This is a genomic window from Ancylobacter crimeensis, from assembly GCF_023016805.1.
Lineage (GTDB): Bacteria > Pseudomonadota > Alphaproteobacteria > Rhizobiales > Xanthobacteraceae > Ancylobacter > Ancylobacter crimeensis.
Genome location: NZ_JALKCH010000013.1, coordinates 61,267 through 77,238, shown reverse-complemented (window position 1 = coordinate 77,238; position 15,972 = coordinate 61,267). Strand labels below are relative to the sequence as shown.

The following is a 15,972-nucleotide window of genomic DNA, read 5'->3' as shown; positions in this document are numbered from 1 at the left end:
TACCACCATCCTTCTCCCATTCTATAGTCAATTCGACATATCAACCGGACCGCGCCGCATGCGCTATTCCTTTCTCAGCGTTCTTCTCAACGGCCTCTCCGGGCAGCGCGGCTGGAAGCCGGCGTGGCGCGATGCGGCGCCGAAGCCGGCCTATGACGTCGTCATCGTCGGCGGCGGGGGCCATGGGCTGGCGACGGCCTATTACCTCGCCAAGGTTCACGGCATCCGCAATGTCGCCGTGATCGAGAAGGGCGTTATCGGCTCCGGCAATGCCGGGCGGAACACCACCATCGTTCGCTCCAACTACCTGCTGCCCGGCAACGAGCCGTTCTACGAATGGTCGATGAAGCTGTGGGAAGGGCTGGAGCGCGAGCTGAACTACAACGCCATGGTCAGCCAGCGCGGCGTGCTGAACCTCTATCACTCCGACGCCCAGCGCGATGCCTATGCCCGGCGTGGCAATGCGATGCGGCTGAACGGGGTCGATTCCGAGCTGCTCGACGCCGAGGGCGTCCGCGCGATGTATCCCTTCCTCGACTTCGCCAATGCACGCTTCCCCATCCGCGGCGGCCTGCTGCAGCGGCGCGGTGGCACGGCGCGGCACGATGCGGTGGTGTGGGGCTATGCCCGCGCGGCGGACCGGCTCGGCGTCGACATCATCCAGAACTGCGAAGTCACCGGCTTCCTCTCCGAGGGCAGCACAATCACCGGCGTTGAGACCACGCGCGGACCGATCCGTGCCGGCAAGGTGGGGCTCGCGGTCGCCGGCAGTTCCTCGCGGGTCGCGGCAAAGGCCGGGCTGCGGCTGCCGATCGAGAGCCATGTGCTGCAGGCCTTCGTCTCGGAAGGACTGAAGCCGCTGATCGACGGCGTCGTCACCTTCGGCGCCGGGCATTTCTACATCAGCCAGTCCGACAAGGGCGGCCTCGTCTTCGGCGGCGACATCGACGGCTACAATTCCTACGCCCAGCGCGGCAATCTCCCGGTCATCGAGGATGTCGCCGAGGGCGGCATGGCGTTGATGCCGCGCATCGGGCGGGTGCGGCTGCTGCGCCACTGGGGCGGCATCATGGACATGTCGATGGACGGTTCGCCGATCATCGACCGCACGCCGCGACCGGGGCTCTATCTCAATGCCGGCTGGTGCTATGGCGGCTTCAAGGCGACTCCGGCCTCGGGCTGGTGCTTCGCCCATCTTCTGGCAAAGGACGCGCCGCACGAAACCGCGAGCGCCATGCGGCTCGACCGCTTCCGCACTGGACATCTCATCGACGAAAAGGGAGTCGGCGCCCAGCCGAACCTGCACTGATGCGCATTCCATGCCCCTATTGCGGCCCGCGCGACTCGAGCGAGTTCAGCTATCTCGGCGATGCGGCCCCCACCCGTCCCGACCCTGCGGCGCCGGGCGCGGAGGACGCATTCTTCGATTACGTCTATCTGCGCGACAACCCGGCCGGGCCGCTGGAGGAATTGTGGTTCCACGCCTCCGGCTGCCGGCAGTGGCTGAAGGTTTTGCGCGACACCCGCACACATCTCATCTCGGGCGCCGTCTTTGCCCGGCCCAAGGCGGAGGTCGCGCGATGAGCCGCCTCGCCACGGGCGGGCTGATCGACCGCAGCCGACCGCTCGCCTTCACATTCGACGGCCGCCGCTACACCGGCTTTGCCGGCGACACGCTGGCCTCGGCGCTGCTGGCCAATGACGTGAAGCTGGTCGGCCGCTCGTTCAAATATCACCGTCCGCGCGGCATCGTCTCCGCCGGGCCGGAAGAGCCGAACGCGCTGGTCGAGTTGCGTTCCGGCGCACGGCGCGAGCCGAACAGCCGGGCCACCGTCACCGAGCTCTATGAGGGACTGGAAGCGACCAGCCAGAACCGCTGGCCCTCGCTCGATCTCGACATTCTGTCGGTCAACCGCCTCGTCGCCCCGTTCCTCGGCGCCGGCTTCTACTACAAAACCTTCATGTGGCCCTCGAGCTTCTGGGAAAAGCTCTATGAGCCCTTCATCCGCCGCGCCGCAGGCCTCGGCCGGGCTGCGGAGGGCGACGACCCGGACCATTACGAGAAGGCCAACGCCTTCTGCGACGTGCTGGTGATCGGCGCCGGCCCGGCCGGGCTCATGGCGGCGAAGACCGCGGCGCTTGCGGGGGCGCGGGTCATCCTCGCCGATGAGGACGCCCTGCCCGGCGGACGGCTGAACGCCGAGACGCACGAGATCGACGGCGCGCCCGGACACGCCTTCGCCGCAGCGACCATCGCCGAACTCGGCGCCCTGCCCAATGTGCGCATCATGACCCGCACCTCGGTGTTCGGCGTCTATGACGGCGGCACCTATGGCGCTCTGGAACGGGTGTCGGACCATCTGCGCGAGCCTCTGCCCTTTCAGCCGCGCCAGCGGCTGTGGCGCATCGTGGCGCGGCGTGCGGTGCTGGCGGCCGGCGCCATCGAGCGGCCTATCGTGTTCGGCGGCAATGACCGGCCGGGCGTGATGGCGGCCGGCGCGGTCGAGACCTATGCCAACCGCTACGGCGTGGCGGCGGCGAAGCGGCTGGCGGTGTTCGCGAACAATGACGGTGCGTGGCGCTCGGCTTTCGCCGCCCGTGCGGCGGGCATCGAAGTGGCGGCCATCGCCGATGTGCGCCCCACGATCGCGCCCGCATTGCTGGAGAGGGCCAAAGCGCTCGGCATCCGGGTAATCGCCGGCGGGGTAGTGGCCGGCACCGCCGGCAAGACTCTCGCCCGCATCGACATCGCCTCCGGCAGCCGCACCGACCGCATTGCGGTAGACGGCCTTGCGGTGTCCGGCGGCTGGTCGCCCAACGTCCATCTCACCTGCCACCATGGCGGGCGACCGGTGTGGCGGGAGGACATCGCCGCCTTCGTGCCCGGCGCGTTGCCCCCCGGGCTCAGCGTCGCCGGCGCGGCGGGGGGCACCTTCTCCCTCGCCGGCGCCTTCCGTGAAGGCTTTGAGGCCGGTGCGGCGGCTGCCCGCGACACCGGGTTTGCCGCGCCCGCCCTCGACGCGCCGCGCGCGGAGGACGAAAGCGTCGCCCTCGCCGCCTTCTGGCATGTCGCGGGCAGCCGCGGGCCGGCCTTCGTCGATCCGCAGAACGACGTGACGGCGAAGGATGTCGCCATCGCCCACAAGGAAGGCTTCCGTTCGGTCGAGCTCCTGAAACGCTACACCACGCTCGGCATGGCGACCGATCAGGGTAAGACCTCCAACGTCACCGGCCTTGCCATCATGGCGGAACTCACCGGCGCGGGCATCGAGGCGACCGGCACCACCATCTTCCGCCCGCCCTTCACCCCGGTCGCCATCGGCGCGCTGGCAGGGCATCACCGCGGCACCGAGTTCCGCCCGGTGCGCCTCACCCCGACCCATGGCTGGGCGGACGAGCAGGGCGCCGTCTTCATCGAAACCGGGGCATGGCTGCGCGCTCAGTATTTTCCCCGCGCCGGTGAGAGCGACTGGCTGGAGAGCGTCAATCGCGAGGTGAAGGCCGTGCGCTCCGGGGTCGGCATGATCGACGTTTCCACCTTCGGCAAGATTGACCTGCAGGGACCGGATGCCGGGGTCTTCCTCGACCGGGTCTACATCAACACCTTCTCGACGCTCGCCATCAGCAAGGCGCGCTATGGCGTGATGCTGCGCGAGGATGGAATGGTGATGGACGACGGCACCACCGCCCGGCTCGGCGAACAGCATTACGTCATGACCACCACCACCGCGAATGCGGCCAAGGTCTTCCAGCATCTGGAATTCTGCCTGCAGGTGCTGTGGCCCGAGCTCGACGTGCAGCTCGCCTCGATTTCCGAGCAGTGGGCGCAGATCGCCATTGCCGGGCCCCGCGCCCGGGAAGTGCTGGTCGGCGTGGTCGATCCCGGCACCGATGTGTCGGACTCGGCTCTCCCGTTCATGGGCGTTGCCGAGGCGCGCGTCCTGGGCGGGGTGAAGGCGCGCATCTTCCGCGTCTCCTTCTCCGGCGAGCTCGGCTACGAGATCGCGGTGCCGGCGCGCCGGGGCGAGGACCTTGCACGGGCGCTGATGGCGGCGGGCGCACCGTTCGACATCACGCCCTATGGCGTCGAGGCGCTCGGCGTCATGCGCATCGAAAAGGGCCATGTCTCCGGCAACGAGCTGTCGGGCCAGACCACGGCGGGCGATCTCGGCCTCGGTCGCATGGCCTCGACCAAGAAGGACTATGTGGGCCGGATCATGGCCGCCCGCCCCGGCCTCACCGACCCGGAACGTCCCTCGCTCGCCGGCTTCAGGCCGGTGAACCCGGCGGAGCGGCTGCGCGCCGGCGCCCATTTCGTGCCGGTGGGCGGGCCGGCGGATGCCGCCCACGATCAAGGCTACATGACCTCGGTGGCCTATTCGCCCAACCTCGGCCATTGGATCGGCCTCGGCCTCATCCGCCGCGGGCAGGAGCGCATTGGCGAAAAGGTGCGCGCCCATGATCCGGTGCGCGGCGGGGATGTCGAGGTCGAGATCTGCGCCCCCTGTTTCCTCGATCCCAAGGGAGAGCGGCTGCGTGGCTGAGACTGCGGCGAACATCATGAACGTCACCGATAAGCCCTTCGTCTGGACCCGCCCCGTCGCTCCCGGCCTTCACGGCACGCCGGGCGCGCCCGGCGTCACCGCGCTGTGGCGCGAGAACCTGGCGTTTGCGACCCTCACGGTGCGGCGTGGCCAGGAGGCCGCCCTCGCCCTTGCCGCGGCGCGCGAACATGCCGTCTCTCTGCCGGACGGCCCCTTCGCCGCGCAGGGCAAGGGACATCAGGGCAAGGGGTTCGTATGTTTCGGGACCGGCCCCGGCCGCTGGCTGGCCTGCTCGGAAGAGGCGACCGATCTTGCCGGCGACCTCGCCGCGACGCTGGGTTCCACTGCCACCGTCACCGCGCAGGACGACGCCTATGTCGCCTTCGACCTCTCGGGCCCGTGCGTGCCCGAGCTGCTGGCCAAGCTGGTGGCGATAGACCTCGACCCCACGGTCTTCCCGGCCGGCAGCGTCGCGGTGACCAGCACCGCGCATATGGGTCTCATGCTCTGGAAGCTGGATGCGGATCGGGTGCGTCTGCTGGTCGGCACCAGCCTTGCCGCCTCCTTCTCCCGCACTCTGGCTGCCAGCGCTCTGGAATATGGTTTTCGCCTCGAAGCAGGACGAGGTACCGGGCGCGGCTGATGCGCCTGCGGTCATGCGCCGCCCCGGCGCATGACCGACCTTCATGTCGCGGCTGCCGCGCTTTCCTCCGCACCCTGTTTTCCTTTACACACGCGGCATGTCCCCTTGCCGTCGAGCGCCGGCGATGAAGCCGGTGCGCGAGGTGCCGCCGCGCCCTGCGATGGATTTAAAAAGCCCATGAGCGAAGCCGTTCCGCCTGCCGCCGTCCGCGAGGCCTATGTCCTCACCCTCTCCTGCCCCGACCAGCCGGGCATCGTCGCCGGGGTCGCGACCTACCTGTTCCAACAGGGCTGCAACATCCTCGAGGCCCAACAATTCGACGACACCGAAAGCGGCCGCTTCTTCATGCGGGTGGTGTTCGACGGCGAGGCAGCGCTAGAGAGCCTGAAGGAAGGCTTCGGCGCCATCGCCACCCGCTTCGCACTGGGCTGGCAGATCCGCCCGCGGGCGCAGAAGAAGCGGGTCATGCTGCTGGTCTCGAAATTCGACCATTGCCTCGCCGACCTGCTCTATCGCTGGCGCATCGGCGAGATCGCGATGGAGATCACCGCGATCGTCGCCAATTATCCGCGCGAGACCTATGCCCATCTCGATTTCGCGGACATCCCGTTCCATTACCTGCCGATCACCAAGGCGACCAAGATGGAGCAGGAGGCGCAGGTCTGGGAGCTGTTCCGCACCACCGGCTCCGAACTCGCCGTGCTCGCGCGCTACATGCAGGTGCTGTCCGACGGGCTGTCGGCCAAGCTTTCCGGGCGCTGCATCAATATCCACCACTCCTTCCTGCCCGGCTTCAAGGGCGCGAAGCCCTATCATCAGGCCCATGCGCGCGGGGTGAAGCTGATCGGCGCCACGGCGCACTACGTCACCTCCGACCTCGACGAGGGGCCGATCATCGAGCAGGACGTGGAGCGCATCAGCCACATCGATTCCGCCGAAGATCTGGTGCGCAAGGGCCGCGACATCGAGCGCCGCGTGCTCGCCCGCGCCCTCGCCTGGCACCTCGACGACCGGGTGCTGGCGAACGGCCACAAGACCGTCGTGTTCCGCGACTGAACCGGGAGATCCGCATCATGGTCGAGACCGCGATCATCGACGGCAAGGCCTTCGCCGAAGGTCTGCGCGCACGGCTCAAGGGCGAGGTCGCGGCCTACACCGCTGCGCACGGCACGCCGCCCGGCCTTGCGGTGGTGCTGGTGGGCAGCGATCCGGCCAGCTCGGTCTATGTGCGCAACAAGGCGAAGCAGACGGTGGAGGTCGGCATGGCCTCTTTCGAGCACCTGCTGCCCGAAAGCGCCCGTGAGGATGAGGTTCTCGCGCTGCTCGCCGATCTCAATGCCGACCCGGCGGTGAACGGCATCCTCGTACAGCTTCCGCTCCCCGCCCATATCGACACCCAGAAGGTGCTGGCCGCCATCGACCCGACCAAGGATGTCGACGGCTTCCACGTGGTGAATGCCGGCCGCCTCGCGGTCGGGCTCGACGCGCTGGTGCCCTGCACCCCGCTCGGCTGCGTGATGCTGCTGAAGGACCGGCTCGGCTCGCTCGCCGGGCTGAAGGCGGTGGTGGTGGGGCGCTCCAATATCGTCGGCAAGCCCATCGCCCAGCTCCTGCTGCGCGAGGATTGCACGGTGACCATCGCCCATTCCCGCACGAAGGATCTGCCTGCCGAATGCCGGCAGGCCGATATCCTGATCGCGGCGGTGGGCCGGCCGGAAATGATCCGCGGCGACTGGATCAAGCCGGGTGCGAGCGTGATCGACGTCGGCATCAACCGCGTGAGCGGCGCGGACGGAAAAAGCCGGCTCGTCGGCGACGTCGCCTTCGCCGAGGCGCAGGGCATCGCCGGCGCCATCACCCCGGTACCGGGCGGCGTGGGGCCGATGACGATCGCCTGCCTGCTGCAGAACACGCTGACCGCGGCGACGCGGCAGGCGGAAGGCTGAAGTCGGCAGGCATCGCCTGCTGTCGTCATCCCGTCTCTCCGCTTTCCCTGCGGGCGGCATAACGGTCCATGGTCGCTGGAAACAGACAGGCCCGCGACGCTTTCCCGTCGCGGGCCTGTCTTCATTGCGGATGCGGCACTCAGTGCTCGATGTTCACGTCCCTGGTCTCGCGGCCGAGCAGCAGCGCGATCAGCGTCAGCGTCGCCATGGAGGACAGGTAGACGCCGACCCAGAACGGGCTGCCATTGCCGTAGCGCCACAGCGCCACCGCGATGAAGGGCGCGACCGCGGCTCCGAGGATCGACGACATGTTGTAGGCGATGCCCGAGCCGGTGTAGCGCACATTGGCCGGAAACAGCTCCGGCAGCAGCGCGCCCATCGGCCCGAAGGTCATGCCCATCAGGCTGAAGCCGAGGATGAGCCACGCCATCACGCCCACCGGGCCGGCCGCCAGCATCGGCACCCAGACGAGGCCGAAGGCGATGATGCCGAGCGTGATGACGATCAGCGTCCGGCGGCGGCCCCAGCGGTCGGCCCACGGGCCGGACAGCAAGGTGAAGATACCGAAGAACACCACGCCGCCGATCATCATCAGCACGAAGGTGCGGTAGTCGTAGCCGAGCCCCGGCACCGCAGCGCCCGGCGCAGCGCGGCCATAGCTCAGCGAGAAGGTGGTCATCAGGTAGAACAGCACATAGGTGGCGAGCATGTAGAAGGTGCCGAGCACCATCGCCTTCCAATGGTTGCGGAAGGCCTCGGCCAGCGGCACGCGCTTCACCTGCCCGGTCTTCACCGTGCGCTCGAAGGCGGCGCTTTCCACGAGGTTCAGCCGCACCCACAGCCCGACGATCACCATCACCGCAGAGAACAGGAACGGGATCCGCCAGCCCCAGTCGAGGAAGGCCTGCGAGGGGCGCGAGGGATCGTCCGAGGGCAGCAGGATGGCGATGAGGATGAACAGGCCGTTCGAGATAATGAAGCCGAGCGGCGCGCCGAGCTGCGGGAAGGTGCCGTAAACCGCGCGCTTGCCGGCGGGCGCATTCTCGGTGGCGACGAGGGCCGCGCCGCTCCATTCCCCGCCGAGCGCGAAGCCCTGTGCGATGCGCAGCAGCACGAGCAGCAGCGGTGCCAGCCAGCCGACCATCGCATAGGTCGGCAGCGCGCCGATCAGGAAGGTCGCGATGCCCATGGTGAGCAGCGCGCCGACCAGCGTGACCTTGCGCCCGCGCTTGTCGCCGAGATGGCCGAACACGATCGCCCCGAGCGGGCGCGCCACCATCGCCGCGCCGAACACGGCGAGCGAGGCCAGCAGCGCTACGGTGTCGTCGCCGGCCGGGAAGAACAGATGCGGGAACACCAGCACGGCGGCGGTGGCGTAGACGTAGAAATCATAGAACTCGATGGTGGTGCCGATCAGGCTCGCGAAGATGACGCGGGAGCGAGGATTGGCGATGGCGGGCGAAGTCGGCTCCGCGGCGGCGGCAAAGGACATGTTCACAGGCTCCGGAAACGGCGTGCCGGCACGAGGCGGCCACACCGGCACGTATGCGCGGCGGGCGCACGAGGCTGCCGGCCGGCTGAGATTGGGCCCGTCATATACCCAAAGAGGGCACCGGATGAACCCCCCGGCGTGACGATCGCATAATTCCATGGTCGTAGATGGCTAGCGCCACGCAATTTTATTGCCGACAGCCGCCCCCGCCACCCGCGCTCCGTCCTGCCGACGGCTTGTGCAGGCACGTGGTAACAGCCCGACCGCGTCGCGCGCTGCGCAACGGTGACCGGTCACACGGCCAAATGAACGCCGCTTCCTCCCATTGTGAATGCGCCGGGCAGTTGCCGGATCGGCTGCGGACATCTTTGGCGGAAAATGTTCTAGAGTGTCCGGTAAAATCGGGCGCGGCGAACCGCGCCCCAGCGTGACCAGAGGGAGGGACGATGAGCCGGAAGCCGAGCGCCGCCGCCGATAGCACCGAGGATTTGCACACCGGATCCGGTGCGCCCGATTCCGGCCAGCGCACGCTGGAACAGGCTCTCGGCCTGCAGGTACGCAGTATCCGCCGGCGGCTGGAGCTCACCGTTTCCGACCTCGCCAGCGCCGCCGGCATCTCGGTCGGCATGTTGTCCAAGATCGAGAACGGACTGATCTCCCCTTCGCTCGGCACGCTGCAATCCATCGCCGGGGCGCTCAATGCGCCGCTCTCCTCGCTGTTTTCCCGCTTCGAGGAGAAACGCGACTGCTCCTATGTGCCCGCCGGACAGGGCGTGCATATCGAGCGGCGCGGCACCAAGGTCGGCCATCAATACGAATTGCTCGGCCATGCGCTCGGCGGCGAGGTCGCGGTCGAGCCGTATCTGATCACGCTCAGCGAGGAGGCCGTGCCCTATACCGGCTTCCAGCATGCCGGGGTGGAGTTCATCTACATGCTCACCGGCGAGGTGGTGTACCGGCACGGCGAGCGCACCTACCATCTGCGGCCAGGAGATTCGCTGCTGTTCGACAGCGCCGCCCCCCACGGGCCGGCCGACCTGGTGGTGCGGCCGATGACCTATCTCTCCATCATCATGTATCCGCGCCAGCCGGACTGAACGGCGAACAACGGGACCGTCCGAGCCCATTCTGCCGTGGCCGGCGAGGTGGACGAGCTGTGCGAGTCCACTGGCGACCGTCGCGGCTCTCAGCAATACCCGCGACACGCGCCGGCACCTGCGCACAGCATCGATACGCGCAAAATGTTTCTCTAGAAGAAAATTTTATTCCGTAGATTGACGCAGCCCTTCGTCGCTTCTACAAAGGTCGGCAAGGCGCAGTGGCGCCATTTTCCCTTCTGGAGCCCCTGCCATGTGCGGCATTGTCGGCCTCTTCATCAAGGATCCGAAGCTTGAGCCCGAGCTCGGCGGCCTGCTTTCGACCATGCTCGACGTGATGTGCGACCGTGGGCCGGATTCGGCGGGCTTCGCGGTCTATGGCGCGGGCGCGCCGGGCGCGGTCAAGCTCACCCTGCGCGGGCCGGCGGGCACGGATTTCGCCGCGCTCGGCGGCAGACTCGGCCTGCCCGTCGCCCCGCGCGACACCCATGCCGTGCTCACAATTCCCGCCGGGCGCGAGATCGAGGTGCGGGCCCGGATCGCCACTCTCGCCCCCGAGGTCGCGGTCATCTCCTCGGGCTCCCGCATGGAGCTCTACAAGGAGGTCGGGCTGCCGGCGGATGTGGCGAAGCGCTTCAACCTCGCCGGGATGGCGGGCACCCACGCCATCGGCCACACCCGCATGGCGACCGAAAGCGCGGTGACGACGGACGGCGCCCACCCCTTCTCCACCGGCCCCGACCAGTGTCTCGTGCACAATGGCTCGCTCTCCAATCATGCCGGCGTGCGCCGCGAGCTGGAGCGCGAGGGCCTGCGCCTCGCCACCCAGAACGACAGCGAGGTCGCCGCGGCCTATCTCACCCACCGCATGAAGGGCGGCGACAGCCTCGGCAGCGCGCTGGAGCATTCGCTCGAAGACCTTGACGGCTTCTACACCTTCGTCGTCGGTACCGAGAGCGGTTTCGGCGTGCTGCGCGACCCGATCGCCTGCAAGCCGGCGGTGATGGCCGAGACCGACCAGTATGTCGCCTTCGGCTCGGAATACCGCGCCCTCGTCGACCTGCCGGAGATCGGCAAGGCCCGCGTCTGGGAGCCGGAACCGGCGAAGGTCTATTTCTGGGAGCGGGCCGCCTGATGTCAGCCGGGACAAACCTTGCCATGAAGAGCCTCGGTTCCGACGACGCCCGCATCGTCGATCTCTCGACCTCCACCCTGCGCGAGCTGAACGGCGCGCTCCACGCCTTGAATGCCACCAACGAGACGCTGTGGCGGGTGCTCAACCCGCGCGGCCTGCACGCCATCGCCGCAGGCGTCGACGCGCCGGTGACGATCGAGATCGACGGCCATGTCGGCTATTACTGCGGCGGCATGAACAAACAGGCCCGCATCGTGGTGAACGGAAATGCCGGCGTCGGCGTCGCCGAGAACATGATGAGCGGCTCCGTCCATGTGACGGGCGATGCCAGCCAGGCGGCGGGCGCCACCGGCAATGGCGGATTGCTGGTGATCGACGGCAACGCCTCGGCGCGCTGCGGCATCTCGATGAAGGGCATCGACATCGTCGTGAAGGGCTCGGTCGGCCATATGAGTGCCTTCATGGCGCAGGCCGGCAGCCTCGTGGTGCTCGGCGATGCCGGCGAGGCACTGGGCGACAGCCTCTATGAGGCGAAGCTCTTCGTGCGCGGCTCGGTGGCGAGCCTCGGCGCCGACTGCATCGAGAAGGAGATGCGAGACGAGCACCGCGCCCTCCTCGCCGCGAAGCTGGAAGCCGCCGGCCTGGCGGGCGAGGTCGATCTCGGCGAATTCCGCCGCTACGGCTCGGCCCGGACCCTCTATCATTTCCACGTCGACAACGTGTCGAGCTACTGAGGCGCGCGATGAACGACATCACCAACACCCCGCGCACCCTGCCCCGCACCTCCGCGACCTTCGACGACTATACGCTCTCGGAGATCCGCCGCGCCGCAGCCACCGGCATCTATGACATCCGCGGCGCCGGTGCGAAGCGCAAGGTGCCCCATTTCGACGATCTGCTGTTCCTCGGCGCCTCGATGTCGCGCTATCCGCTCGAAGGCTATCGCGAGCGCTGCGACACCTCGGTGGTGCTCGGCACCCGCTTCGCGAAGAAGCCGATCGAGCTGAAGATCCCGGTCACCATCGCCGGCATGAGCTTCGGCTCGCTCTCGGCCAACGCCAAGGAAGCCCTCGGACGCGGCGCCTCGGCCATGGGCACCTCCACCACCACCGGCGACGGCGGCATGACGCAGGAGGAGCGCGGCCACTCGAAGACCCTCGTCTACCAGTACCTGCCCTCGCGCTACGGCATGAACCCGGACGACCTGCGCAAGGCCGACGCCATCGAGGTGGTGGTCGGCCAGGGCGCCAAGCCCGGCGGCGGCGGCATGCTGCTCGGCCAGAAGATCACCGACCGCGTCGCGAAGATGCGCACCCTGCCGCCCGGCATCGACCAGCGCTCCGCCTGCCGCCACCCGGACTGGACCGGGCCGGACGACCTCGAGATCAAGATCGGGGAACTGCGCGAGATCACCGACTGGGAGAAGCCGATCTATGTGAAGGTCGGCGCCGCGCGCCCCTATTACGACACCGCACTCGCCGTGAAGTCCGGCGCCGATGTCGTGGTGGTGGACGGCATGCAGGGCGGCACGGCTGCGACGCAGGACGTATTCATCGAGCATGTCGGCATTCCGACCCTCGCCGCGGTGCGGCAGGCGGTGAAGGCGTTGCAGGACCTCGGCATGCATCGCAAGGTGCAGCTCATCGTTTCCGGCGGCATCCGCAACGGGGCCGACGTGGCGAAGGCGCTGGCGCTCGGCGCGGATGCGGTTGCCATCGGCACCGCCGCCCTCGTCGCGCTCGGCGACAACGACCCGCGTTACGCCGCCGAATACGAGGCCCTCGGGACGAAGCCCGGCGCCTATGACGACTGGCACGAAGGCCGCGACCCGGCCGGCATCACCACGCAGGACCCGGCGCTGATGGCACGGCTCGATCCGGTCGCGGCCGGCCGCCGGCTCGCCAATTATCTCGCGGTGCTGACGCTGGAATGTCAGACCATCGCGCGCGCCTGCGGCAAGAGCCACGTGCACAATCTGGAGCCGGATGACCTCGTCGCGCTGACGATCGAGGCCGCGGCCATGGCGAATGTGCCGCTTGCCGGGACCAGCTGGATCCCCGGCGTCAACGGGAATTTCTGAACGCTTTCACCGGCCGGCCGTCCCTCGGGACGCCGGCCGGCAGGCTATTTGCACGACGACACGAGCCCGAACGGGCCGGGGAACAGCACGGAACCACGATCGCGATGGCCAACGACCTCTCCCATGCCGCCAAAGAGCTCGGCATCAAGTATTTCCTCGTCTCCTATGTGGACCTGTTCGGCTCGCTGAGGGCCAAGCTGGTGCCCGCCCCGGCGATCGGCGCCATGCAGAAGACCGGCGCAGGCTTCGCCGGCTTCGCAACCTGGCTCGACATGAGCCCGGCCGACCCGGACCTGTTCGCGGTGCCGGACCCGGACAGCCTGATCCAGCTGCCGTGGAAGCCGGAGATCGGCTGGCTCGCCTCCGACCTCGTCATGAATGACGAGCTGGTGGCGCAGGCGCCGCGCAATGTGCTGAAGCGCACCATGATGGGCGCCGATTCCATCGGCTACCAGATGAAGACCGGCGTGGAATGCGAGTACTTCCTCATATCCGCCGACGGCAGCCGCATCTCGGACGGCGCCGATAACGCCATCAAGCCCTGCTACGACCAGTCGGCCCTGATGCGCCGCTTCGACGTGATCCGCGAGATTTCGGACGCGATGAACACGCTCGGCTGGGGCTGCTACCAGAACGACCACGAAGATGCCAACGGCCAGTTCGAGATGAACTGGCACTATGACGACGCCCTCGTCACCGCCGACCGTCACGTCTTCTTCAAATACATGGTGCGCACCATCGCCGAGGCCCATGGCCTGCGCGCCACCTTCATGCCCAAGCCCTTCATCGACCTCACCGGCTCGGGCTGCCACATGCATGTGTCGATGTGGAACGGCGAGGAGAACGTCTTCTCCGATCCCGATGGCGAGCTCGGCGTTTCCGAACTCGGCTACCATTTCATCGGTGGGCTCATCCACTCGGCCGACGCGCTGTGCGCCATCACCAACCCGACGGTGAACTCCTACAAGCGGATCAACGCTCCACGCACGGTTTCCGGCGCCACCTGGTCGCCGAGCAGCGTGACCTATACCGGCAACAACCGCACACACATGATCCGCATCCCCGACCCCGGCCGGTTCGAGTTCCGCCTCGCCGACGGCGCGGCGAACCCCTATCTCATGCCCGCCGCGGTGCTCGCCACCGGCCTCGACGGCATGCAGAACCAGCGTGATCCGGGCAAGCGGCTCGACATCAACATGTACACCGAGGGCCACAAGGTGCGCGGCGCCAAGAAGCTGCCGCTGAACCTGCTCGACGCGCTGCGCGCGCTGGAAAAGTCCAGCGTGCTGCGCACGGCGCTGGGCGCGCCGGTGATCGACGGCTTCCTCAAGCTGAAGCACGAGGAATGGAACGCCTATTCCCGCCATCTCACCCAGTGGGAGCGGGACACGACGCTGGATATCTGATCGTCCTGTCTCCTTCTGCCGTCCACCCATGCGGACCGAGGCACACCCCGGACCGTCGCATGACGGGACGCAGGCGCGCATCGGCGCCGACCTCTCGGGGCCCCGCCGCGAAGGCCGATCCCGATCCGGCCTTCGCGGCGGGCGTCAGTCGCGCACCGCGAAAGGCACCACGTCGCGGCGGTCGGGATCGAGCACGATGTCGCGGTCGAGCGGGGGGAAGGCGCGCTCCGGGCACTGCCCTCGCGGGCAGATGCGGCAATTGACGCCGAGCGGAGCGACCGCCGCCGCGCGCAGATCGAGGCCGTCGGCATAGACCAGCTCGCCCGCATGGGAGAGCTCGCAACCTATGCCCAGCGCGAAGCGTCGCTCGCGCAGGCCATGCCGCGCCGGAGGCTTCACCGAACCGCGGGCGAGGCACAGATAGCGCACGCCGTCCGGCATCTCGCCGAGCTGGACCAGCGTGCGCGCCGGCTGCTCGAAGGCTTCGTGCACGTTCCACACCGGACAGGCACCGCCATAGCGGGCGAAATGGAAGCGCGTCGCGCTGTGCCGCTTGATGACGTTGCCGGCGCGATCGACCTTCAGGAAATAGAACGGCACGCCCTTCTCTCCCGGCCGCTGCAGCGTCGAGAGCCGGTGGCAGACCTGCTCGAGGCTCGCCCCCGTCATCATGCTGAGCCGGTCGAGGTCATGGCGCCGCTCGCGGGCCAAGCGGGCGAAACGGCGATAGGGCAGGATCAGGGCGCCGGCATAATAGTTCTGCAGCGACAGCCGGCAGACCTCACGCGCGGTGGCGCTGCGGAATCCGGCCTCGAAGATGTGCTGGTCGATGCGCTCGCCCTGTTCGAAACGCGCCAGCAGCGCGGCGAGGCGGAAGGCGCGGCTTGCCGGGTCCAGCGTGCGCGACAGCGTGGCCACGCGCCGGTGCCGGTCGAAATGCAGCAGCGGCGCTTCGATCGCATCCACCGCGGCGACTTCGACCCCGATGCCGTGCCGGTCCATCAGATGGCGCGCGATCAGCGCGCCGGCATCCTCGCGGGCAAACAGATCGAGATGCGCGCTCAGTTCCTCGGCGGTACGGTCCAGCCCGTCGACATAATTGTCGATGTAGTGGAAATGGTCGCGCACCTCCTCATAGGGCGCGAGGTGGCGCGCACCCTCGCCCTTCCCGCTCGCCACCGCGTCGTCGAGGGCGGCGCGGCGTTCCTCCATGCGCCGCATCGCCCCGTGCAGGCGCAGGAAAGCGTGGGCGAAGGCCGGGGCGTGGGTGGTGGCGTTCTTCAGGTCCTGCAGGCTCGGCTCCAGCCCGCGAAAAACCGGATCCGCCAGCGCCTCGCGCAGATCGGCGACGATGCGGTCGAGGTCGTCGGCCGAAAAGCGGGCGATGTCGATGTCGAAGGTGCGGCTGATGGCGAGCAGCACGGCCGCCGTCACCGGGCGCTGGTTGCTCTCGATCTGGTTGATGTAGCTCGTGGAAAGCGCCAGCCGCCGGGCGAAATCGACCTGGGTGAGGCCGAGCCGCTCGCGCACATGGCGCACGGCATGGCCAGCAAACACCTTCTTGCTCATGAAACCCTGCTCGTGACACGCTCAGGCCCGGCCCGAAGGGATCGCCAGCCGTCACGTTGT

At 68.2% G+C, this 15,972-nt stretch carries 13 protein-coding genes; 11 read left to right on the top strand and 2 right to left on the bottom strand.

The window, feature by feature from the left end:
• The first annotated feature begins 58 nt into the window (after window positions 1–58).
• The 6 genes from MWN34_RS17400 to folD all read left to right on the top strand — a co-directional run bounded on the left by MWN34_RS17400 (window position 59) and on the right by folD (window position 7,133).
• The gene (locus tag MWN34_RS17400; protein ID WP_247030574.1) at window positions 59–1,309 is read left to right on the top strand and encodes a sarcosine oxidase subunit beta family protein; all 1,251 of its coding nucleotides are present in this window, start codon (window positions 59–61) and stop codon (window positions 1,307–1,309) included.
• Entirely contained in the window at window positions 1,309–1,584 is a 276-nt protein-coding gene (locus MWN34_RS17395) for a sarcosine oxidase subunit delta (protein WP_247030573.1), read from the top strand. Before MWN34_RS17400 ends, MWN34_RS17395 begins: the two co-directional genes overlap by 1 nt.
• Window positions 1,581–4,544 carry a sarcosine oxidase subunit alpha family protein gene (locus MWN34_RS17390; RefSeq protein WP_247030572.1) on the top strand — a complete coding sequence of 988 codons (2,964 nt, stop codon included), beginning with the start codon at window positions 1,581–1,583 and terminating at the stop codon, window positions 4,542–4,544. Before MWN34_RS17395 ends, MWN34_RS17390 begins: the two co-directional genes overlap by 4 nt.
• The gene (locus MWN34_RS17385) at window positions 4,537–5,187 is read left to right on the top strand and encodes a sarcosine oxidase subunit gamma (protein WP_247030571.1); all 651 of its coding nucleotides are present in this window, start codon (window positions 4,537–4,539) and stop codon (window positions 5,185–5,187) included. Before MWN34_RS17390 ends, MWN34_RS17385 begins: the two co-directional genes overlap by 8 nt.
• A 177-nt stretch (window positions 5,188–5,364) precedes the next feature.
• Window positions 5,365–6,243: a formyltetrahydrofolate deformylase gene (gene purU / locus MWN34_RS17380; protein ID WP_247030570.1), complete on the top strand. Its 879-nt coding sequence runs from the start codon at window positions 5,365–5,367 to the stop codon at window positions 6,241–6,243.
• Window positions 6,244–6,260: 17 nt separating this feature from the next.
• Window positions 6,261–7,133 carry a bifunctional methylenetetrahydrofolate dehydrogenase/methenyltetrahydrofolate cyclohydrolase FolD gene (gene folD, locus MWN34_RS17375; protein WP_247030569.1) on the top strand — a complete coding sequence of 291 codons (873 nt, stop codon included), beginning with the start codon at window positions 6,261–6,263 and terminating at the stop codon, window positions 7,131–7,133.
• A 139-nt stretch (window positions 7,134–7,272) separates the two neighbouring features.
• Here folD and MWN34_RS17370 read toward each other — a convergent pair whose 3' ends face one another.
• The gene (locus tag MWN34_RS17370) at window positions 7,273–8,625 is read right to left on the bottom strand and encodes an MFS transporter (protein ID WP_247030568.1); all 1,353 of its coding nucleotides are present in this window, start codon (window positions 8,623–8,625) and stop codon (window positions 7,273–7,275) included.
• 446 nt (window positions 8,626–9,071) lie between these two features.
• Here MWN34_RS17370 and MWN34_RS17365 point away from each other — a divergent pair, with 446 nt between their 5' ends.
• The 5 genes from MWN34_RS17365 (at window position 9,072) to glnT (ending at window position 14,343) form a co-directional block, all read left to right on the top strand.
• Window positions 9,072–9,722 carry a helix-turn-helix domain-containing protein gene (locus MWN34_RS17365; RefSeq protein WP_247030567.1) on the top strand — a complete coding sequence of 217 codons (651 nt, stop codon included), beginning with the start codon at window positions 9,072–9,074 and terminating at the stop codon, window positions 9,720–9,722.
• Between the two features lie 253 nt (window positions 9,723–9,975).
• The gene (locus MWN34_RS17360; protein ID WP_247030566.1) at window positions 9,976–10,857 is read left to right on the top strand and encodes a class II glutamine amidotransferase; all 882 of its coding nucleotides are present in this window, start codon (window positions 9,976–9,978) and stop codon (window positions 10,855–10,857) included.
• A 23-nt stretch (window positions 10,858–10,880) separates the two neighbouring features.
• Window positions 10,881–11,591, top strand: coding sequence for a GltB/FmdC/FwdC-like GXGXG domain-containing protein (locus tag MWN34_RS17355; protein WP_247030565.1), 711 nt, complete (start codon window positions 10,881–10,883; stop codon window positions 11,589–11,591).
• An 8-nt stretch (window positions 11,592–11,599) separates the two neighbouring features.
• Window positions 11,600–12,937, top strand: a complete 1,338-nt coding sequence (locus MWN34_RS17350; RefSeq protein ID WP_247030564.1) for an FMN-binding glutamate synthase family protein — start codon at window positions 11,600–11,602, stop codon at window positions 12,935–12,937.
• A 104-nt stretch (window positions 12,938–13,041) separates the two neighbouring features.
• Complete coding sequence (glnT, locus tag MWN34_RS17345; protein ID WP_247030563.1) at window positions 13,042–14,343, top strand: type III glutamate--ammonia ligase; 1,302 nt, start codon at window positions 13,042–13,044, stop codon at window positions 14,341–14,343.
• 144 nt (window positions 14,344–14,487) lie between these two features.
• Here glnT and MWN34_RS17340 read toward each other — a convergent pair whose 3' ends face one another.
• The gene (locus MWN34_RS17340) at window positions 14,488–15,912 is read right to left on the bottom strand and encodes a helix-turn-helix domain-containing protein (protein WP_247030562.1); all 1,425 of its coding nucleotides are present in this window, start codon (window positions 15,910–15,912) and stop codon (window positions 14,488–14,490) included.
• Window positions 15,913–15,972 lie beyond the last annotated feature (60 nt).